Origin of the sequence: Bradyrhizobium sp. Ec3.3 (assembly GCF_000472925.1) — a bacterium.
Taxonomy (GTDB): Bacteria; Pseudomonadota; Alphaproteobacteria; order Rhizobiales; family Xanthobacteraceae; genus Bradyrhizobium.
The window spans coordinates 1-19,585 of record NZ_AXAS01000050.1; the positions used below are offsets into that span (position 1 = coordinate 1).

The window sequence follows — 19,585 nt, forward strand, 5'->3', positions numbered from 1 at the left end:
TCCTGGCCGTCGATCTTGACCTCGGTGCCCGACCATTTGCCGAACAGCACGCGGTCGCCGACCTGGACGTCGATCGGGATCAGCTTGCCGCTCTCGTCGCGGCCGCCGGGGCCAACGGCGATCACTTCGCCCTGCGAGGGCTTTTCCTTGGCCGTATCGGGAATGATGATGCCGCCAGCGGTCTTCTCTTCTGCGTCGATGCGCTTGACCACGACGCGGTCGTGAAGCGGACGGAATTTCATGCAGTCCTCCTAAGCATTTGCACGAGATGGAGATTTTTGGGTTGTTAGCAGTCGATGCCCGCGAGTGCTACGCAGGCAAAATGGAGATAGGACAGGTTTTTTACGGGAGCAAGGGCTTCTAGCAGAAAAATCAGCACTCAGAAGGCCTGTCTGCCAAAAACATTTACCATCGTTAACCGGGCCTCGCCGGCTATTAGCAGGCGCCGCGATCTGCTGCTAAAGCATTGAATTTCAACAACTTGTTAAACTTTTGGGCTTGAGATGGGGTGGCAGTGTGCGTCACATTTCTCTCATGTGAGCGCATCGTTTCCGGGTGGCTCTTTAGGGCAGTCCGAGTAAGCCACCCCTTGAATATGCGCTCCTGAAAAGGAGGCTGGCATGGGCTTGCGGGTTGGGGGCGTTTCCGACGACCTCCGGAAACAGTTGCTGGGTTACGGGCTGACGACGGCGCAAATTCTTTATCGGATGCCGGATCATCCTTCGCTGCTCCAGACCTACATCTGGCAGAACTACGATCTGTTTCCGAAATTTCCGGCGCTGACGGATTTCCTCGCCTTCTGGGAGGAGAAGCTCGACGGCCCCCTCTATTCGGTGACGGTGGCGCATTCCAAGCTGATCAAGCCGGCCGAACTGCGCGCGGTCGACGGCGTGTTCAGGCTGCATTGACGGCTTGGACGGATCTGTAGGGTGGGCAAAGCGAAGCGTGCCCACCTCTTTGGTCGCCACGGCGCAGAAGTGGTGGGCACGTCGCTTGCGCTTCTTTGCCCACCCTACGGTTTTGAGAATTCGTGCTAGCCTTTGCCTCCAGAACAAGAATGGGAGGAGGCCATGGCCAAGCGGAAGGTGACCTCGCGCAGCGCGGCGCAATCGGCGGTGAAGAAGAAGTGGCACGGCAACAAGGTCGCTACGCGATCTTCAGCCCGCAAGGCGGTGAAGGCAAAAGCTCGCACCACACCTGCGAAAACACGCGCCCGGCCCAAGCAACGCATCGCCGTCAGCCATCACCGTGAGGAGGATTTCAAAGCCGACGGCCTGCGCACCTACGCGCATTATCGCGATCTCGGCATTGCCGCGGCAACGCACGGTCTCGCGCAGGCCCACGTCATCCGCCTGCTGCCGCCCTGCAATCCGGCCGAGGTGTCAAAGCTCCACTATCACGACGTCGAATTCCAGATGGTCTACGTGCTCAAGGGCTGGGTGAAGACCTACATGGACGGCCAGGGCGAAACGCTGATGAAAGCCGGCAGTGCCTGGACGCAGCCGCCGAAGATCAAGCACATGATCCTCGACTATTCCGACGACGTGGAATTGCTGGAGATCATCCTGCCGGCCGAGTTCAAGACGGTGGAGATCACGGCGTAAGCGCGCCAGGAATTCCGCCGTCATTGCGAGCGAAGCGAAGCAATCCAGAAATGTATCCGCGGATGCACTCTGGATTGCTTCGTCGCTTCGCTCCTCGCAATGACGGGCGGAGAGAGCCTAATTCAGCACCCCCACGATCGCGCCCATCAGGCACGTCGTCAGTGTGCCCGACACGATTGACTTCAGCCCAAGCGCGTTGATCTCATCACGGCGCTCCGGAGCCATGACGCCGAGGCCGCCGATCATGATGCCGAGGCTCGCGAAATTGGCGAAGCCGCACATCGCATAGAGCATGATCAGGCGCGAGCGCGCATCGAGCGCGTCGGGGGCGAGTTTTGACAGATCGACATAGGCGATCAGCTCGTTGAGCACCGTCTTGGTGCCCATCAGGCTGCCGGCGGTGACGGCCTGGTCCCATGGCAGCCCCATCAGCCAGCACACCGGCGCCATCACGAGCCCCAGCACCCGCTGCAGCGAGATCGCGGTGCCGCCGACATTGGGCAACAGGCCGAGCACCGCATTGGCAAGATAGACCAGCGCCACCAGCACGATCAGCATGGCGACGATGTTGAGCAGCAGCTCGAGCCCCGCGGAGGTGCCCTTGACGATCGCATCCATCGTACCGGAGGCGTGCATGTCAGGGTCTTCGAGCGAGCCGCCGGTGAGCCGGTCACCGGTCTCCGGCACCATGATCAGGCTGATCAGGATTGCGCCCGGCGCGCCGAGCACGGAGGCGATGACGAAATGCGCGGCCGCATCCGGGATCAGCGGCGCAAGCAGCGTCGCATAGAGCACCAGCACGGTGCCGGCGATGCCGGCCATGCCGCCGGTCATCACCAGGAACAATTCGCTGCGCGTCATCTGCGCCAGATACGGACGCACGAACAGCGGCGCTTCCACCATGCCGAGGAAGATGTTCGCCGCGGTCGACAGCCCGACTGCGCCGCCGACCCCCAGCGTGCGCTCGAGCAGCCACGCCATGCCGCGCACGATCGGGGGCAGCACGCGCCAATAGAACAACAGCGTCGTCAGCACGCTCATGACGAGCACGATCGGCAGCGCCTGGAAGGCGAGGATGAAGTCGGCGCCGGGTGCCTTGAGGTCGAAGGGCAGGGGGCCGCCGCCGACATAGCCGAACACGAACGACGTGCCGGCGCGCGAGGCCGCCGAGATCGCCCCGACCGCGTCGTTGATGGCGCCGAAAGCATGCGCGACGAATGGCAGCTTGAGCAGGACGATCGCGGTGAGGAAGGTCACGACGAGGCCGATTCCCGCCTGGCGCAGCGATACCGCGCGACGGTTCTCCGCCAGCGCGAAGGCGATCAACAGCAATGCGAAAACGCCGAGTGCCGATTGCAGTCGCAGCATGATGTCCCCAATCCCGCAATGATTATGGCAGCCGGGCCGTCGTAAAGGCAATGCCGGGCGCGCCGGAGCCGACCGGTTGTTGACAAGACCTCCGGCCTCAGTCACGCGTCAACGTCAACACCAGCCGCGCGGGGCGCCACGGGCCTCGCTCAAGAGCAGCCAATGTCCGCGAACCCGCCGGTCAGAGCCGGCGAACTCATCAAGCACCCGCCATTCCTCTTCTTCCTGCTCTCGCGCAGTCTGTCGCGTTTTTCCAGCCAGATCGCGGCGGTTGCGATCGGCTGGCAGATCTACGATCTCACGGGTTCGGCCTTTGCGCTGGGCCTGGTCGGGCTGGTGCAGTTCCTCCCCACAGCGCTGTTGGTGTTCGTCGCCGGCCACGCCGCCGACCGCTTCGAGCGCAAGCGCGTCGTCCAGCTCTGCCAGCTCGCGGAAGCCGCCACCGCGCTCTATCTCGCCGCGAGCACATATCTCGGCGCGATCGGCGAGGTGCAGATCTTCGTCGCGACCTTCGCGCTCGGCATCGCCGGCGCGTTCGAAAGCCCGACCACCGCGGCACTGCTGCCGCTGATCGCGCCGCAGGGCTCGCTCCAGCGGGCGACTGCGATTGCCAGCGGCGCGGGGCAGGTCGCGACCATCACCGGACCGGCGCTCGGCGGCTTCGCCTATGCGGTCGCGCCGCACTTCGCCTATGCCGTGATGGTGCTGTTCTGGATTCTGGGCATGATCCTGACCGGTTTCATCCAGCCGGGCCCGCAGGCGACCGCCAGGGGCGCGGCGGACGATGACATCTTTGCCGGCGTGCGTTTCATCCGCTCCAATCCGGCGATCCTCGGCACCATCTCGCTCGATCTGTTCGCGGTGCTGTTTGGCGGCGTCACCGCGCTGTTGCCGATCTATGCCCGCGATATACTCCAGGCCGGCCCTCTCGGTCTGGGCGTCCTGCGCGCCGCGCCTGCGGTCGGCGCCCTGATGATGACCATGGTGCTGGCACGTCACGCCATTGCTCGTCACGTCGGCATCAGGATGTTTCAGGCGGTGATCGTGTTCGGCATCGGTACCGTCGTGTTCGCGCTGTCGCAGTGGATGTGGCTCTCGGTGCTGGCGCTCGCGGTGCTGGGCGCGGCCGATACGATCAGCGTCGTGATCCGTTTTTCACTGGTGCAGCTCGCAACGCCCGACGAGATGCGCGGCCGCGTCGGCGCGGTCAACTTCCTCTTCATCAACGCCTCGAACCAACTCGGCCAGTTCGAGAGCGGGCTCACCGCCGCGCTGTTCGGCGCGATGCCCGCCGCCGTGCTCGGCGGCATCGGCACCATCGCGGTCGCGCTGCTATGGATGAAGCTGTTCCCGAGCCTGCGGAAAGTGGAGCGGCTGGAGTAAAATGATACCGTCGGCGCCGCTGCGCCTACTGTGCATGGGGTTGTTTTCGGTTTTTTGAGAGCAGGGGCGACGCTCTCCCCGCAATGCGGGGAGAGCGAGAGACAGAGTTAGCCGCGTCCCACGAACGGCATCTTGGTCGCCATGACCGTCATGAACAGCACGTTGGCGTCTAACGGCAGGCCGGCCATGTAGGCGACGGCATCGCCGACCGCATTCGCGTCCATGCGCGGCTCGTGCTTCGTCGTGCCATCGGGCTGCAACACGCCGGGACCGTTGACCATGCGGTCGGTCATGGGGGTGGCGGCATTGCCGATGTCGACCTGGCCGACCGCGATGTCATAGGCGCGGCCGTCGAGGTTGGAAGCCCTGGTAAGGCCCGTGATCGCGTGCTTGGTCGAGGTATAGGCGGCCGAGAACGGCCGCGGCGCGTGCGCGGAGATCGAGCCGTTGTTGATGATGCGGCCGCCGCGCGGGTTCTGGTCCTTCATGATGCGGAAGGCGTGCTGGGTGCAGAGGAAGGGGCCGGTGAGGTTGGTGTTCACCACCGCCTGCCACTGCTCGAGGCTGAGATCCTCGAAGTTCACGGGAGGCGCGCCCATGCCGGCATTGTTGAAGAGCACGTCGAGCCGGCCATAGGTGTCCTTGACCTTGGTGAACAGCGCGGCGATCGAGCCGGGGTTGGTCATGTCGGCGGAGACGCAGAGGCTCTTGCCTGCGGGGCCGAGCTTTGCGGTCTCCTCGAGCATCTCGAGCCGGCGTCCGGTCAGCACCACGGTGAAGCCGGCGTTCATCAGCGCCAGTGCGGCTGCGCGTCCGACACCGGTGCCGGCGCCGGTCACCACTGCGATCTTTTTCGCTTCACTCATCGTTTCCTGCCTTTTCTTCTCTGTCAGGTTTTGGGTTCTTTGTCGTTCTTGTAGGGCGGCCGCGGAATGTTCTGATGCGCGGCGCGCAAGGCCGCCGACCAGCGCGAGCGCAGGTCGTGGAAATAGGGCTCGCCGGCCTCGATGCGGTGGTTGAGGTCGGCGTCGCAGGCATCGGTGCGAGCCACCAGCACGTCGATCGGAAGGCCCACGCCGAGATTGGAGCGCATGGTCGAATCCATCGAGATCAGGCCGGTCTTCAGCGCCTCATAGAGCTCGATATCGTAATGCATCGCGCGGTCGAGCACCGGCTTGCCGTATTTATGCTCGCCGATCTGAAGGTACGGCGTGTCGGTGGTGCACTCGATGAAGTTGCCAGCCGGATAGACCATGAACAATCGCATCCGCGAGCCCTTGATCTGGCCGCCGAACAGGAACGAGACGTCGAAATTGATGTCCTCGGCCTTGAGCGGCGCAGCCTCGGTGGCGTGCACGGCGCGGATCGCACGGCCGATGCGCTGTGCCGCCTGGAACATGGTCGGCGCGTTCATCAGCGTCTCGATGTCGCCCGTGTCGGGATCCTCCATACCCTCGGTCAGCGTCGACAGCACGGACTGGCTGATCGCGAGATTTCCGGCGCTGGCGACCGCCATGATGCGATCGCCGGGCTTGGAGAAGATGTGCAGCTTGCGGAAGGTCGAGACGTTGTCCAGCCCCGCATTGGTCCGGGTGTCGGCGATCATGACCAGACCTTCCCGAACCAGGATTCCGCAGCAATAGGTCATTTCTGTCCCCGAACGCGAACAAGTTGCGCAAGACTAGTAGCCAATTTCGCGTGGCCCTCCAACCAATTTCCCCGCCCGCGGCCCCGTGAAACCTTTCCTTGGCGCGCGCCGTAGCAACCCGCTAGAAGGCAGGTGAGGGACGAGGGAGCGGGCGATGAGAAAGCTGGTGATCGGCAGCCTGATTGCGGCTGTGCTGGGCATGACGGGCTCTGCGGCCATGGCCGGCCCGTGGGAGGACGGCATGGCCGCCTACAACCGCGGCGATTATGTGCCGGCGATCCACGTGTTCCGCGGCATGGCGAAGGCCGGCAATGCAAAGGCACAAGCGATGCTGGGCGCGATGTATCAGCGCGGGCAGGGTGTGACGAAAAGCTCGGCGCACGCCTTCATGTGGCTGAGCCTGGCTGCTTCCCGCGGTGATGCCACGGCCAAGGCGGAGCTCAGGACCGTCTCCGCGACGATGACGGCGGAAGACACGGCGCGCGCGAAAGAGATGATGCAGGCCTGCGAGACGTCCGACTACAGGAATTGCGAGTACTGATTTCCAGCGCCGTCATTCCGGGGCGATGCGAAGCATCGAACCCGGAATCCCGAGATTGGGGCGCGAGATTCCGGGCTCGCGCCAAGAGGCGCGCGCCGGAATGACGAGCTAGACAACTATCCCTGCCACTGCGATTGCGACTGTCCGGAACGTCCGGCCTGATCCACCTTCACCGCGACCGTCAGCGTCTCCGCGCCGCCGCCATAGCGGGTACCGCGCACCGGGGCGGCGCCGAGATAGTCGAGCCCGATCGCGACGCGGACATGGGCATCGGTCGAGCAGATGCAGTTGGCGGGATCGAAGCCGACCCAACCCAAATCAGGCACGAAGGCTTCCGCCCAGGCATGGCCGGCGTCCTGGTGGACGGTGCCGTCCGAGCGCAGGAAATGGCCGGAGACGAAGCGCGCCGGCACGCCGGCTGTGCGGGCGCAGGCGATGAAGATGTGCGCATAGTCCTGGCAGACGCCGCGCTTGAGCGTGAACGCCTCGACCGCCGAGGTGCCGCTGTTGGTCGGGTCCTCGTCGAACGTCATGTGCTCGCTGACCTCCGACATCAGCGCGTGCAGGAATCCGAGCGTGTCGCTCTCGGCTTCGCTGCGCAATTGGCGCGCGAAGCTCGCCATCGCCGGATTGACCGCGGTGAGCTCGGTCGAGCGCAGGAACAGCCCCGACGGAAAGCGCTCGTCGGCGCCGCGCAGCACGCCGCCGGTGTCGTGGGTCTCGATCAGGCCTTCGGCGCTGATCTTGATGTCGGCGACGGGGCCACAGGACAGCACATGGGTGACGTTGCCGAAGGCGTCCTCGTGCATGTCGAGCTTGGTGTCGGTAGAGACGTCGATCTGCCATTCCGCCACATATTGCCCGTCATGGCTGCCGGGCGTCATGCGCAGGATCTGGATCACGCTCGTTGCCGCCGGCTCGTAGCGATAGGTCGTGGTGTGCTGGATTCGCAGGCGCATGGTGTTTTGATTCCGTCATTCCGGGGCGGTCCGCAGGACCGAGCTATGGTGCGCAATTGCGCCCCAGAGAATCTCGAGATTCCGGGTTCGCGCTGCGCGCGCCCCGGAATGACGAGGGCTGAGGTGGGTCCCTGTTCGGCTAAATCAAATACTGCTTCGTGACGATTTCGCCCAGCCTTGAATTGTCGGCGATGAATTCCTGAATGAATTCATGCACGCCGTGCTGGAAAATGTCGTTCATGTTGGAGTGTTCCAGCCGGTTGCGGATGCCGCGGGCGTGGCGCTGGGCCGGGCCCTGGCGGCCATAGGCGACGCCGATCTGGTCGAGATTGCGCACGAGATTGCCGTAGCAGCTCGCCAGCGACCGCGGCAGCGTGTCGTTGAGGATCAAGAGGTCCGCGATCAGCCAGGGTTTCAACGTTTCGCGATAGACCCAGTGATAGGCGGTGAGCGCCGAGACCGAACGCAGGATCGAGCTCCACTGATAGAAGTCGAGCGGGCCGCCGACGTGTTCCTCCTCCGGCAGCAGCACGTGGTACTTGACGTCGAGAATGCGCGCCGTGTTGTCGGCGCGTTCCAGATGCAGGCCAAGCCGCGAGAACCAGTAGGCATCGTTGCGCAGCATGGTCCGGTAGGCCGAGCCGTCGAACCGCAGCGATGTCTCCTGCACGAAGCGCAGGAATTTTGCCAGGTCCTCGCGCGTCGAGGCGCCCTTGCTCCAGACGGCCTGGAGCTCGATCCAGGCCGAGTTGATGGTGTCCCACATCTCGCTGGTCAGCGCAGTGCGCACCGAGCGCGAGTTCAGCCGCGCCGCTTCGATGCAGTTCCTGATCGAGGACGGGTTGGTCGAAGAGAACGAGAGATAGTCGATGACGTTGTGCTCGTTGGCTTCCTCATAGTTCTGATAGAAGCTTGCGGCGACGCCGGCGGTGAGCAGCGCCGAGTCCCATTCGTTAGTCTTGCCGACATAGGTTGCCGGCAGAGCGGTGACACGCAGCGTCGCATCGATGGTGCGCGCGAGATATTCGGCGCGCTCGACATAACGGGCGAGCCAGTAGAGGTTTTCGGCGGTACGCGACAGCATTCTCTCTACTCGTCCAGTATCCAGGTGTCCTTGGTGCCGCCGCCCTGGCTCGAATTCACGACCAGGGAGCCTTCCTTCAGCGCCACGCGGGTGAGCCCGCCCGGCACGATGGTGGTGCGCTTGCTGCCCGTCAGCACGAAGGGCCGCAAATCCACATGGCGCGGCGCGAGGCCGCTTGCGGTGCAGGTCGGGCAGGTCGACAGCGCCAGTGTCGGCTGCGCGATGAAACCTTCGGGCTCGCGCTTGAGCTTCTCGCGGAAGGCTTCGATGGTCGCTTTCGTCGCGGCGGGGCCGATCAGCATGCCGTAGCCGCCGGAGCCGTGCACCTCCTTGACGACGAGCTCGCTTAAGTTGTCGAGCACATAGGCGAGGTCCTTCGGCTCGCGGCAGCGCCAGGTCGGCACGTTCTTCAGGATCGGCTCCTCGCCGAGGTAGAATTTCACGATGTCCGGCATGTAGGAGTAGATCGCCTTGTCGTCGGCAATCCCGGTGCCGACGGCGTTGGCGAGCGTGATGTTGCCGGCCGCATAGGCCGACATCAGCCCAGGCACGCCGAGCACGGAGTCGGGGCGGAAGGTGAGTGGATCGAGGAAGTCGTCGTCGACGCGGCGATAGATCACGTCGACCCGCTTCAACCCCTCCGTCGTGCGCATGAACACTTCGTTGTTCTTGACGATGAGATCTCTGCCCTCGACGAGCTCGATGCCGAGCTTGTCGGCGAGGAAAGAGTGCTCGTAATAGGCGGAGTTGTAGACGCCGGGCGTGAGCAGAGCGACCGTCGGCTCGGCCGAGGCACTGAGCGGCGCGACGGAGCGCAAGGCGGCCAGCAGCTCATCCGGATAGCGCTCGACCGGCGCCACCCTGTGGCGGGCGAACAGGTCTGGAAACAGCCGCATCATGATCTCGCGGTTTTCCAGCATGTAGGACACGCCGGACGGCGTGCGCGCATTGTCCTCCAGCACGATGAAATCGTTGGCGTCGACCCGGACGATGTCGATGCCGGCGATGTGCACGTAGACGTCGTGCGGCACCTGCTGGCCGTTCATCTCGGGCCGGAACACCGGGTTGTGGAAGATCAGGTCGTCGGGCACGACCTCGGCGCGCAGGATATCGCGACCATGATAGATGTCGCGCAGGAACATGTTCAGCGCGCGCACGCGCTGCTTGAGGCCCTTCTCCAGGAGCGCCCATTCCTTGCCCGACATGATCCTGGGAATCACGTCGAACGGGATCAGCCGCTCCGTGGACTCGGAATCCCCATAGACCGCGAAGGTGATGCCGATCCGGCGGAACAGGAGCTCCGCTTCCTGGCGGCGATATTCGAGCGCCTCGGGAGGCGTCTCCTCGAGCCAGCGTGCCAGCTCCTGATAGGCGGGGCGCAGGTCCCCGCCGGGAATGTTCATTTCGTCAAACGCGACTGCCATAGATCCCGACTGTTCTCCCCAGGCGTTGCGCCACTGGTCAGGTCGTCTAGGTCTTGGTGAAGACCGCAACGTCCTGTGGCCATGCTTGCGAGAGTGCATGACTTACCCCGGTAGTAGCAAGGGCCGGGCCAGCGCGATAAGCATGGACTGTGGGCATTTGCCTGACATGGCCGGCAAGGTGCCTGAAAAAATGGCTGAGGACTGCTTATTTCGGCGGCAAAACCGCGTGACTTCAACGCGTTACCTCGGCAAAGTCGGCGTTACAGGTGAGGGACAAGTTTATGAGCGATATCGTCACGGCGGGCATTCTGGTCATTGGGGATGAGATCCTGTCCGGCCGGACCAAGGACAAGAATATCGGCTTCATCGCCGAATACCTGACCAATATCGGCATCGACCTGAAGGAGGTCCGGGTCGTCTCCGATGACGAGCCCGACATCATCGCGGCTTTGGATGCGCTGCGGCATCGCTACACCTATGTCTTCACCACCGGCGGCATCGGGCCGACCCATGACGACATCACCGCCGACAGCGTCGCAAAGGCCTTCGGCGTCGGTATCGATCATCACCCCGAGGTGGTCGCACGCTTCCGCGAGCGCTGGAGCGAGCAGGATTTGAACGAAGCCCGCCTGCGCATGGCCCGCATCCCCGACGGCGCCGAGCTGATCCAGAGCGCGACCATTCTTGCCCCCGGTTTCAAGATCGGCAATGTCATCGTGATGGCCGGCGTGCCGTCGATCATGCAGGCGATGATGGATATCGTCTCGCCCAAGCTGAAATCCGGCGTGCGCATGCTTTCCGAATCGGTCCGCGCCAATGCGCGGGAAGGCGACATCGGCGGGCCCTTGCGGGCAATCGCGGGCGCCCATCCCGACACCATCATCGGCAGCTATCCCTTCATGGACGAGGAGCAGAAGCCGAACACCAATCTGGTGGTACGCTCGCGCGATCCGGAAAAGCTGGCGGCAGCAATGGCGGCGGTGAAGGAAATGCTGGCGGGATTGAGCATCACCCGCTAGCAGAAGACGATTGCGAGGAATGGAGACGACGATGGGTGAGGCACCGGAACTGAGTGCGCAGGAGCGGGCCGGCAAGGCCTTTCCGGTCTCGTGGGACCAGTTTCACCGGGACTGTCGGGCACTGACCTGGCGCCTCAACGAGGTCGGCCCGTTCCACGCGGTCATCGCGATCACCCGCGGCGGCCTGGTGCCGGCCGCGATCGTGGCGCGCGAGCTCGGGGTGCGCGTCATCGACACGGTCTGCATCGCCAGCTACGACCACGACAAGCAGGGTGATTTGCAGGTTCTCAAGGGCATTTCCGACGCGGCCATGAAGCTCGGCGGCGGCACCGGCAAGGGGCTTCTGATCGTCGACGACCTCGTCGACACCGGCAAGACCGGCAAGCTGGTCCGCGAAATGTTGCCGGAGGCGCATTTCGCCACCGTCTACGCCAAGCCCAAGGGCCGCCCGCTGGTCGACACCTTTATTACGGAAGTCTCGCAGGACACCTGGATCTTCTTCCCCTGGGACACCGCGCTGTCCTATCACCCGCCGCTCCGCGACGGTGCGGCGTAAGCCACGGGAGCCGATCACGATGGCCGGACGCGCGCGGTTGGCATGGTTCGGCGTCGTCGTCGCGTTCGCAGGGACACTGCTTGCGGCTGAGGCCCGATGCCAGGATCGCCAGGCCTCGGCTCTCGACCCTGCCGTGATCGAGGACATCGTGGTCGGCAGCCGCGTTCTCGCCGACCTCGGCGTGCTCGACGGCTTTGGCCATGTCAGCGCCCGTGATCCCAAAAATCCTGATCACTTCCTGATGTCGCGCTCGCTGGCGCCGGCGCTCGTCAGCGCCGACGACATCATGGAGTTCGATCTCGACGGCAATGCCGTGGATGCCAAGGGGCGTAGCGTCTTCCTGGAGCGCTTCATTCACAGCGAGATCTACAAGGCCCGTCCCGATGTGATGGCGGTCGTGCACACGCACTCGCCTGGCGTGATCCCGTTCACGATCAGCCAAGTTGCGCTGCGCCCGGTCTTCCACAACGCGGCGTTCCTCGCCGCGGGTGCGCCGGTCTGGGACATCCGCAAAGACTTCGGCGAGACCAACATGCTGGTCAGCAATTCGGCTATCGGCAAGGGACTGGCGCTCGCGCTCGCCGACAAGTCGGTGGTGCTGATGCGCGGCCATGGTGATGCCACCGTCGGCCCGTCCGTGAGAGTCGCGGTCTTCCGCGCCTACTACACCGACGTCGATGCGCGGCTGCAGTCGCAGGCGATCGCGCTTGGCGGCGAGGTGAACTATCTGACGACAGCGGAGGGCGCCAAGGCCGATGCGATCAATCTGCAGGTTCTCGACCGTGTCTGGAACCTGTGGAAAATGCGCGTCACCGCGGCGCCACCAAAATAGTGCCGCTGCAAAACCGCGTCATGCCGACGGGCGAGATCATCGCCACCCCACATCGCGGCATGTTCGCGGGCAACCGCGGCATCATCCATGATCCCGCGACGAAGACGCTGCTCAAAAAGCGCTGGTCGACGCCGGCCTGGTTGACCTGCACGTGCGAATTCCGCGGCCGTCGCCGCGAGGTGATGGCGACGCAGAGCTGGACCGAGCTGTTCTTCCTGGACGAGGCCACCGCGCTTGCTGCCGGACATCGTCCCTGTTTCTATTGCCGCCGCGACGATGCCAATCGCTTCCGGGCCGCATGGGAGAAAGGCAATCGCGTGCATGATGTGCGCATGCACGACATCGACACGGTGCTGCACCACGAGCGACTCGATCACGGTCAGAAACGACTGCATGCGCTGCTGATGCCGCTCGACCAGCTTCCGGTCGGCGCAATGGTGAGCCAAGGCGAGGAAAGCTTTCTGGTCACGCAGGGCAGGGTGCTGTTGTGGTCGCCGGCGGGCTATGTGGAAGCGAAGCGTGAGCTCGACGAAGCAATGCTGCTGACACCGCCGTCGACGCTGCGCGCACTGCACGCCGGTTACGAGGCTACACTGCATCCCAGCGCAAGGACCGTTCCCTCCCCCCTTGCGGGGGAGGGCTAGGGAGGGGGTAGCCCCGGGCGAGGTCAGCGCTTGTGGCACCCCTTCCCCAACCCTTCCCCGCAAGGGGGAAGGGAACGCAGTGTGCTTGTGACTCTAGCGCAGCGGCCGTCCCTGTTCGTCCACTGTCATCCGCGCATCGCGCAGGGCCCATTCGCGGATCACCTGGCGGCAGCGGGCGAACTCCGCATCGCTTGCCGTGCCGGTATCCTTCGCGGCGCGCTCCACCATCGCCTTGCAATTGACGAGCACGGAACGATCCTCGGCGTGCGCCGGCAGCGCAAGCGCTGCCAGCAATCCGATGCTGCACGCAAGCCGCATCAACTCAGCCTCTCGCGCGCGAGCGCAGCGCCGGCGCCGAGCGCCATCAGCTTGGCTTCCGCGATCTCTCGCCGCATCGGCGCCATGCCGCAATTGGTCGTCGCGATGATGTTGCTCTTGGGCACGAATTTCGACACCGCGTCGATCACCTGAACGACGTCGTCCGCCGTCTCCACCGTGTCGCTGGCGACATCAATGACGCCGGCCTGAACGATCTTGCCCTTCAACAGCGCGAGCAGATCGAGCGGCACCTTGGAATTGCGGCATTCGATCGCAACCTGCTGGATCGAGCTCGCGTCGATCGCGGGGAAGATCTGCTCATACTGCCGCCATTGGCTCCCGAGCGTTTCCTTCCAGTCGGTATTGGCCTTGATGCCGTAGCCGTAGCAGATGTGCACGGCGGTCGTGCAGGTGAGGCCCTCGGCAGCGCGCTCCAGCGCCTTGATGCCCCAGTCGTTGACCTCGTCCATGTAGACGTTGAAGGCGGGCTCATCGAACTGGATGAGATCGACGCCGTCGGCCTGCAGTGCCTTGGCCTCCGCGTTCAGGAGGTCGGCGAACGCAAAGGCCATCTTGACCCGATCGCCGTAGTAGCGATCGGCAATCGTGTCGATGATGGTCATCGGGCCGGGCAGGGTGAATTTCAGCTTCTTCTTGGTGTGCGTCCGCGCCACGCGCGCCTCGAAGGCGTGGACGCGATCTTTGAGCTGCAACGGCGCGACCACCTGCGGCACCATCGCCTTGTAGCGATCCTTGCGGATTCCCATCTCGACCTTGTGCGCGAAGTCGATGCCCTCGATCTTCTCGAGAAAACCGTGCACGAAATGCTGCCGCGCCTGCTCGCCCTCGGTGACGATGTCGATGCCGGCGTCTTCCTGGATCTTCAGCCAGATCAGCGTCGCGTCGCGCTTGGCGCGCAGGAGCTCGTCCCCCTTCGACTTCCAGGGCGCCCAGAGCATGTTCGGCTCGGCGAGCCATTCCGGTTTCGGCAAGGAGCCGGCGATGGTGGTCGGAAACAGCATGGCGCCCTCCGTATCTGATATCATTGCGCACCTTCCTGCCATGTCTTAACGTCGAGGTACAGAACAACGATAGTCGGCTCATATTCCGGCGGTCTCGACAGGGAACAAATGGAGACAAAGGAAACCCCATGATCGAGTTCTTCTTCGACTGCTCCAGCCCCTGGACGTATCTCGCCTTCCACAACATCCAGCCGCTGGCAAAGGAGCTCGGCGTCGAGATTTCCTGGCGGCCGATCCTGGTCGGCGGCATCTTCAACAGCGTCAATCCGAGCGTCTATGCGCAGCGTGAAATGCCGGTGCCGTTGAAGGCGCGCTACATGCTGAAGGACCTCGGCGACTGGGCGCGCTCGGCGGGCCTGTCGATCAAGATGCCGCCGACGGTTTTCCCGGTGAACAGCGTGAAGGCGATGCGCGGCTGCATCTGGCTCGGCAAAGACATGCTGCCGTTCGCGACCGCGGTGTTCGAGGCCTATTGGGGCGCGGACAAGGATATCTCGCAGGACGCGGTGCTCGCAGACATCTGCAGGACGGTCGGCGTCGACGCGCAACAACTCTTCGCCGGCATTTCCGAGCAGGCGATCAAGGATCAGCTCAAGGCCAACACGGAAGAGGTCGTCGCGCGCGGTGGCTTCGGCTCGCCGACGATCTTTCTCGACAAGACCGACATGTATTTCGGCAATGACCGGCTGCCTTTGATCCGCGAAGCGCTGCTTCGCCGCAAGGCGAGTGCGGCCTGATGGTGCGGGCTGTCGTTTGCCGCGAGCTCGGACCGCCCGAAAGCTTGCGGCTCGAAACCTTCCCGTCGCGGCCGCTTGGGGAGGGCGAGGTGCGGGTTGCGATCCGCGCCGCCGGGCTCAATTTTCCGGATATTCTGATGGCGGCCGGCGAATATCAGCTCAAGCCCGAGCTGCCGTTCACGCCGGGTGTGGAAGCCGCAGGCGATGTGACCGAGGTCGATGCTGCGGCGCGCGGCATCGCCGTCGGCGACAAGGTCATCGTGAAGATGCGCTACGGCGCGTATGCCGACGAGGCCGCCGTGGCGAGCTCGCAATTGGTACCGATGCCGTCGACATTCGACTACGCGGAAGGCGCGACCTTCCTCGCCGGCCACGGCACCGCCTATCACGCGCTGATCGATCGCGGCGGACTCCAAGCTGGTGAGGTGTTGCTGGTGCACGGCGCCGGTGGCGGTGTTGGGCTTGCAGCGGTTGAAATGGGCAAGCTGCTGTGCGCCACCGTGATTGCCTGTGCCTCCTCGGAGGAAAAGCTTGAAATCGCGAAAGCAAAAGGTGCCGATCACCTGGTGCTCTATTCGCGTGAACCGTTTCGCGACGCCGTAAAACGCATCACGGACGGCAGAGGCGCAGACGTGGTTTTCGATCCTGTCGGCGGCGAAGTCTTCGAAAACAGCCTACGCTGCATCGCCTGGGGCGCGCGCGTGCTCGTGATCGGCTTCACTGGGGGTATTGGACTTGCGCGCACCAATCTTCTGTTGATCAAGGGCGCGAGCGTGCTGGGTGTGCGTGCCGGCGAAGCGGTGCGCAAAAATCCGGCGCTCGGACAGGTCCGTTTGGCGGCGTTGTTGCAATGGGCCGAGGATGGGCTGCGCCCTAACGTCTCGCATCGCCTGCCGTTGGAGGACTATGCGAAGGCGATGCGATTGCTGATCGATCGCAAGGCGATCGGGCGCGTGGCGCTGGTAATGGATTGATGCTGCGTAGCGTGGGTTTAGCGAAGCTAAATATTTTTTGAGATACGCGGTGTGACGGCCTGATACGGTGTGGGACACGTAAACCCTTACGGTTACAGACTTTCTGGCGTATCTCGCCTCTATCTTGCCGTCTCTCAGCGTACCCTACTGTATCGCCGTTTTTGTTAGCGCAAGCTGACACGCAACCCTGAGAGACTGCATCATGAAAGCGAAGCTCACCGACACGGGCATACGCTGCTGCTCGTCGCCGAACGTGACGGCGAAAATCCAGAGTTTGCGTTCGCGCCTGAAGGTGCGCCGCCAAGGCTGCGCTTTGGGGAGACCTACTTAATCCCGGATGCAGAAGGAAAGGAAATCCCGGCTCGACAAATCTACCCCCCGTGAAAAGTTGCTTGAGTGGATGAAAGACGCCGATGACATCGAGTATCTCAAGACACTTTCACAAGCAGACCTTGCAATCCTGTATTGCGAGCGCCTTGGTTGGGGAGGGGCAAACAAAGCGTAGCATATCGAGAGAATTTCATTCTAGGATTAAATTCCGTAACTTACGGGGACTAAGGTGCGACCGCCGCCGCGCTCGGAACCCTCCGGGGGTTCTACTTTTCAGACCCCGCCCCGGCCCCTTTTAACGATGTCCGCTATGCCCTCAACAGCAGCAAAGCGGACGTCGCACGAGGTCGCAGATGGGCCAACACGTGACATTCGCCGAATTAAAGAGGCCGCCGCCTTACTTTCGGACTATGCGGCTTTGTTCGCGCAGGACCGCGTTGTATCGGTCGATCTGGCCCGCAAGTCTTGACCAGCTTTGAGCAATATTCCTCAGAATCATAGCCTCTTCGTCGCACTTCGACTTTTTGGTCATGCGAAGGCATTCCGCCGCCTTATCTTGGCAGTGCTTCGCGCTGTCCATTGCCATTTCTCGCGCCGGATTCGGCCTTTGGTTTAGTACCCGTGAGTTGCCAGCCATTTCCAGCAAATGTTGTACGGAGGCGGGGATATTCTCCCCTTCGTCTCTGCGCTGCTTCAACTCGGCAGCGATTTCGGTCGTGATATTGCGCGACCATCCGTCGGCGGTGTTGAAGGCGACGATGCGCACCGGATGACTGTACGCGCCGTCCAAGAGGTCGCGGATTAGCATCTCGCGATACGTACCCTCATCATCGTCGGTCTCGCCCCAGGCGCGGCCTACCCATGTCCCAAAGGCGTCCAGTAGTACAAGATACATGTCATGGTCCGCATCCTGCGGCATGATCGATGATGGTGAGCTCTGCGGCGACGCAGCTTCGAAGCGGGCTTTCTCCGCGTTCGGATTCTCTTCAAATGTATGGGGCTGTGAGCGTCGTCGCATGGCGCACTCTTTCCAAGGCTAGAGTGAGGCGGGAGCGCCTGACGGGCGATCTCATCACCAATACTGACAGGGGTCCGCGCGGTGATGGCACCTAACGCCTGTCCGGATTGCAGGTTGCTATTCGATCGAGAGCATTGATCAAGCCGCCTAGGTAGTCCCGAGAACGCTAAGCCATCGTGTGTTCTCGGTTAATTGAAAGTAATGTCCGTTGAGGGGCATAGGCCGTAATACCAAGGTCGAGCACAAGATTTCCGCTCCACCCTCGAAAGCGGACATGCCGTCAGTTCACTGCTCGCATCGACGGCACGTCGATCACCTCGTCGCGTGTGCGTCGTGGCGCGATCTCGTCGAGCTTCTTCTCTTGTGGACGTTCATCTGGTCTCTCCTTGGAACACTGAAGCTTCGCAACCTCAGCTTCCTCGGTTCAGACCAGATGGACAACCTCCTGAGAGACCAAAGCTTGTCTAACCCAGCCTACGATCACGAATCCGTCGGGAAACATCCGTTCTGCAGGAAGGCGATGGTCGCGGCGATCGCCTCGTCATTTCGCATCAGCCACGGATGCGACGCGTGTACAACGATATGGTCGGCCATGCCGTCGACCGTGGTGTTCGAGACCGAGACCCGCCCGTCATGGGGGCGCGGCAGCAAGGCGCCCGCCACCGGATAGATCGAGCGGTCGCCGGCGATAATGCCGAGGGGATAGCTGATTGGCGGCAGCAGCGCCGTGGTTGCGGCGTCGCGATAGGTGCCGAGTTGCTGTCCGGCCGGGCCGAAGAAGGCACGGTAGGGGAAAGAGCCCATCAGTCGGTCGGCGATCTCGCTGCCGCCGTTGGGCGTCCCCAGCATCACGACGCGCCCGAGGTTTTGCGTCCGGTGCCGCGCGAGATAGACGCGTGCCAGGAGGCCGCCCATGGAGTGGCAGACGAAATGCACGGAGCCGTTTACTGAGCCGGCAAATGATTCGATCGCGGGATGAATGTCATCCGCGAGCTCTTGAAGCGCCTTGCGACGGCTGGCGTAGTCGAGGTTGAGCGTTGCGTAGCCGGCGCGCTCGATCGCAATCTCCATCTTGCGAAACGAGCGCGCCGTCCTGCTGATTCCGTGCAGGAGGACGACGCCGTCTTGCGGCTTCGTCGGCTCCAGGCTCACTTGTACTCCCGCTCCGTCCACCACGGAAAATAGTCCGGCATGTCGCTCGACACCTTGTTCTTGAACTGCGCGGGGCGCTTCTCCAGGAACGACGTCACGCCTTCCTTGACATCGTCCGAGCGGCCGCGGGCATAGATGCCGCGGCTGTCGACTTTGTGCGCTTCCATCGGATCGTCGGCGCCCATCATGCGCCACATCATCTGGCGGATCAGCGCGATCGACACCGGCGCGGTCTTGGCTGCAATCTCCTTGGCGAGCGCGCGCGCGGTCGGCAGGAGGTCATCCGGCGGCAGCACCTTGCTCACCAGCCGCCCGGCGAGGGCTTCCTGCGCCGGGAAAACGCGGCCGGTGTAGCACCATTCCAGCGCCTGCGAGATGCCGACGAGGCGCGGCAGGAACCAGCTCGACGCTGCCTCCGGCACGATGCCGCGCTGGGAGAACACGAAGCCGAAGCGCGCCGCCTCCGAGGCAATGCGGATGTCCATCGCAAGCTGCATGGTGACGCCGATGCCGACCGCAGGCCCGTTCACCGCGGCGATCACGGGTTTCAGGCTCTTGAAGATGCGCAGCGTGACCTGGCCGCCGCCATCGCGCACCTGCGGATCGCTGTAATCGACCTGGCCGCTCGCAAGCCGCTTCACCGGTCCCCGCCGCGCGTCGCGGTCAAAGGTGTCGGCGCCGGAGGAGAGATCGGCGCCGGCACAGAAGGCGCGGCCTTCGCCGGTGACGATGATGGCGCGGATGTTGTCGTCCTTGTCGGCGGCGTCGAACGCCTCGATCAGCTCCGCCTGCATCTTGGCGTTGAAGGCGTTGAGCTTGTCCGGACGGTTCAGCGTGATGGTGAGGATCTCGTCGGCGACCTCGTATTTGATCGTCTCATACGCCATGGTGGTTTCCTTCCCTCGTTTCTTGTCTTGATACCTAGCACGTCATTCCGGGGCGATGCGAAGCATCGAACCCGGAATCTGGAGA

Annotated in this window: 22 protein-coding genes; 10 read left to right on the forward strand and 12 right to left on the reverse strand. The window is 63.3% G+C overall.

Annotation, left to right across the window (positions count from 1 at the left end; all coding sequences use genetic code 11):
* Positions 1-242, reverse strand: a 242-nt coding sequence (locus YUU_RS0134215) for a co-chaperone GroES (protein WP_027526398.1), incomplete at its 3' end; no start/stop codon positions are given.
* A 378-nt stretch (positions 243-620) separates the two neighbouring features.
* Here YUU_RS0134215 and YUU_RS0134225 point away from each other — a divergent pair.
* Both YUU_RS0134225 and YUU_RS0134230 read left to right on the forward strand, forming a co-directional pair.
* Complete coding sequence (locus YUU_RS0134225) at positions 621-908, forward strand: usg protein (RefSeq protein ID WP_027526399.1); 288 nt, start codon at positions 621-623, stop codon at positions 906-908.
* Positions 909-1,070: 162 nt separating this feature from the next.
* Positions 1,071-1,604 carry a cupin domain-containing protein gene (locus YUU_RS0134230; protein WP_027526400.1) on the forward strand — a complete coding sequence of 178 codons (534 nt, stop codon included), beginning with the start codon at positions 1,071-1,073 and terminating at the stop codon, positions 1,602-1,604.
* Between the two features lie 117 nt (positions 1,605-1,721).
* On the opposite strand, the gene YUU_RS0134235 is transcribed toward YUU_RS0134230, so the two are convergent.
* On the reverse strand, positions 1,722-2,972 hold the full coding sequence (locus tag YUU_RS0134235) for a NupC/NupG family nucleoside CNT transporter (protein ID WP_027526401.1): 1,251 nt from the start codon (positions 2,970-2,972) through the stop codon (positions 1,722-1,724).
* 162 nt (positions 2,973-3,134) lie between these two features.
* On the opposite strand from YUU_RS0134235, the gene YUU_RS0134240 reads away from it, so the two are divergent.
* The gene (locus tag YUU_RS0134240; protein ID WP_027526402.1) at positions 3,135-4,355 is read left to right on the forward strand and encodes an MFS transporter; all 1,221 of its coding nucleotides are present in this window, start codon (positions 3,135-3,137) and stop codon (positions 4,353-4,355) included.
* A gap of 107 nt (positions 4,356-4,462) precedes the next feature.
* Here the strand turns inward: YUU_RS0134240 and YUU_RS0134245 are convergent, their stop codons facing one another.
* Positions 4,463-5,221, reverse strand: a complete 759-nt coding sequence (locus YUU_RS0134245; protein WP_027526403.1) for an SDR family oxidoreductase — start codon at positions 5,219-5,221, stop codon at positions 4,463-4,465.
* 23 nt (positions 5,222-5,244) lie between these two features.
* Complete coding sequence (locus YUU_RS0134250; RefSeq protein WP_027526404.1) at positions 5,245-6,003, reverse strand: peptidase; 759 nt, start codon at positions 6,001-6,003, stop codon at positions 5,245-5,247.
* A 154-nt stretch (positions 6,004-6,157) separates the two neighbouring features.
* Between YUU_RS0134250 and YUU_RS0134255 the strand changes: the two genes are divergently transcribed.
* The gene (locus YUU_RS0134255) at positions 6,158-6,544 is read left to right on the forward strand and encodes a sel1 repeat family protein (RefSeq protein WP_027526405.1); all 387 of its coding nucleotides are present in this window, start codon (positions 6,158-6,160) and stop codon (positions 6,542-6,544) included.
* Positions 6,545-6,660: 116 nt separating this feature from the next.
* On the opposite strand, the gene YUU_RS0134260 is transcribed toward YUU_RS0134255, so the two are convergent.
* The 3 genes from YUU_RS0134260 to YUU_RS0134270 all read right to left on the reverse strand — a co-directional run bounded on the left by YUU_RS0134260 (position 6,661) and on the right by YUU_RS0134270 (position 10,011).
* A complete protein-coding gene (locus YUU_RS0134260) occupies positions 6,661-7,503 on the reverse strand; it encodes a transglutaminase family protein (RefSeq protein ID WP_027526406.1) in 843 nt (280 codons plus the stop codon).
* Positions 7,504-7,642: 139 nt separating this feature from the next.
* A complete protein-coding gene (locus tag YUU_RS0134265) occupies positions 7,643-8,587 on the reverse strand; it encodes an alpha-E domain-containing protein (protein ID WP_027526407.1) in 945 nt (314 codons plus the stop codon).
* A gap of 5 nt (positions 8,588-8,592) precedes the next feature.
* A complete protein-coding gene (locus tag YUU_RS0134270; RefSeq protein ID WP_027526408.1) occupies positions 8,593-10,011 on the reverse strand; it encodes a circularly permuted type 2 ATP-grasp protein in 1,419 nt (472 codons plus the stop codon).
* Positions 10,012-10,292: 281 nt separating this feature from the next.
* Here YUU_RS0134270 and YUU_RS0134275 point away from each other — a divergent pair, with 281 nt between their 5' ends.
* The 4 genes from YUU_RS0134275 to YUU_RS0134290 are packed head-to-tail and all read left to right on the forward strand — an operon-like array spanning position 10,293 to position 13,062.
* Positions 10,293-11,030, forward strand: coding sequence for a molybdopterin-binding protein (locus tag YUU_RS0134275; protein WP_027526409.1), 738 nt, complete (start codon positions 10,293-10,295; stop codon positions 11,028-11,030).
* Between the two features lie 31 nt (positions 11,031-11,061).
* Positions 11,062-11,586 (forward strand): xanthine phosphoribosyltransferase, encoded by a 525-nt coding sequence (gpt, locus tag YUU_RS0134280; RefSeq protein WP_027526410.1) that lies wholly within the window; start codon positions 11,062-11,064, stop codon positions 11,584-11,586.
* 19 nt (positions 11,587-11,605) lie between these two features.
* Entirely contained in the window at positions 11,606-12,418 is an 813-nt protein-coding gene (locus YUU_RS0134285) for a class II aldolase/adducin family protein (RefSeq protein WP_084801672.1), read from the forward strand.
* Positions 12,418-13,062 (forward strand): hypothetical protein, encoded by a 645-nt coding sequence (locus YUU_RS0134290; RefSeq protein ID WP_027526412.1) that lies wholly within the window; start codon positions 12,418-12,420, stop codon positions 13,060-13,062. Before YUU_RS0134285 ends, YUU_RS0134290 begins: the two co-directional genes overlap by 1 nt.
* 93 nt (positions 13,063-13,155) lie before the next feature.
* Here YUU_RS0134290 and YUU_RS0134295 read toward each other — a convergent pair whose 3' ends face one another.
* A complete protein-coding gene (locus tag YUU_RS0134295; protein WP_245288176.1) occupies positions 13,156-13,356 on the reverse strand; it encodes a hypothetical protein in 201 nt (66 codons plus the stop codon).
* 23 nt (positions 13,357-13,379) lie between these two features.
* Positions 13,380-14,402 (reverse strand): methionine synthase, encoded by a 1,023-nt coding sequence (locus tag YUU_RS0134300; protein ID WP_035664158.1) that lies wholly within the window; start codon positions 14,400-14,402, stop codon positions 13,380-13,382.
* Between the two features lie 128 nt (positions 14,403-14,530).
* On the opposite strand from YUU_RS0134300, the gene YUU_RS0134305 reads away from it, so the two are divergent.
* Entirely contained in the window at positions 14,531-15,139 is a 609-nt protein-coding gene (locus YUU_RS0134305; protein ID WP_027526415.1) for a 2-hydroxychromene-2-carboxylate isomerase, read from the forward strand.
* Positions 15,139-16,113 carry an NADPH:quinone oxidoreductase family protein gene (locus YUU_RS0134310; RefSeq protein ID WP_027526416.1) on the forward strand — a complete coding sequence of 325 codons (975 nt, stop codon included), beginning with the start codon at positions 15,139-15,141 and terminating at the stop codon, positions 16,111-16,113. The genes YUU_RS0134305 and YUU_RS0134310 overlap by 1 nt, the downstream gene beginning before the upstream one ends.
* Positions 16,114-16,840: 727 nt before the next feature.
* Here the strand turns inward: YUU_RS0134310 and YUU_RS60465 are convergent.
* The 3 genes from YUU_RS60465 to YUU_RS0134335 form a co-directional block, all read right to left on the reverse strand.
* Positions 16,841-17,461, reverse strand: a complete 621-nt coding sequence (locus tag YUU_RS60465; protein WP_198031877.1) for a hypothetical protein — start codon at positions 17,459-17,461, stop codon at positions 16,841-16,843.
* A 480-nt stretch (positions 17,462-17,941) separates the two neighbouring features.
* Positions 17,942-18,613, reverse strand: a complete 672-nt coding sequence (locus tag YUU_RS0134330; RefSeq protein ID WP_027526417.1) for an alpha/beta fold hydrolase — start codon at positions 18,611-18,613, stop codon at positions 17,942-17,944.
* Complete coding sequence (locus YUU_RS0134335) at positions 18,610-19,500, reverse strand: crotonase/enoyl-CoA hydratase family protein (protein ID WP_027526418.1); 891 nt, start codon at positions 19,498-19,500, stop codon at positions 18,610-18,612. Before YUU_RS0134335 ends, YUU_RS0134330 begins: the two co-directional genes overlap by 4 nt.
* Positions 19,501-19,585 lie beyond the last annotated feature (85 nt).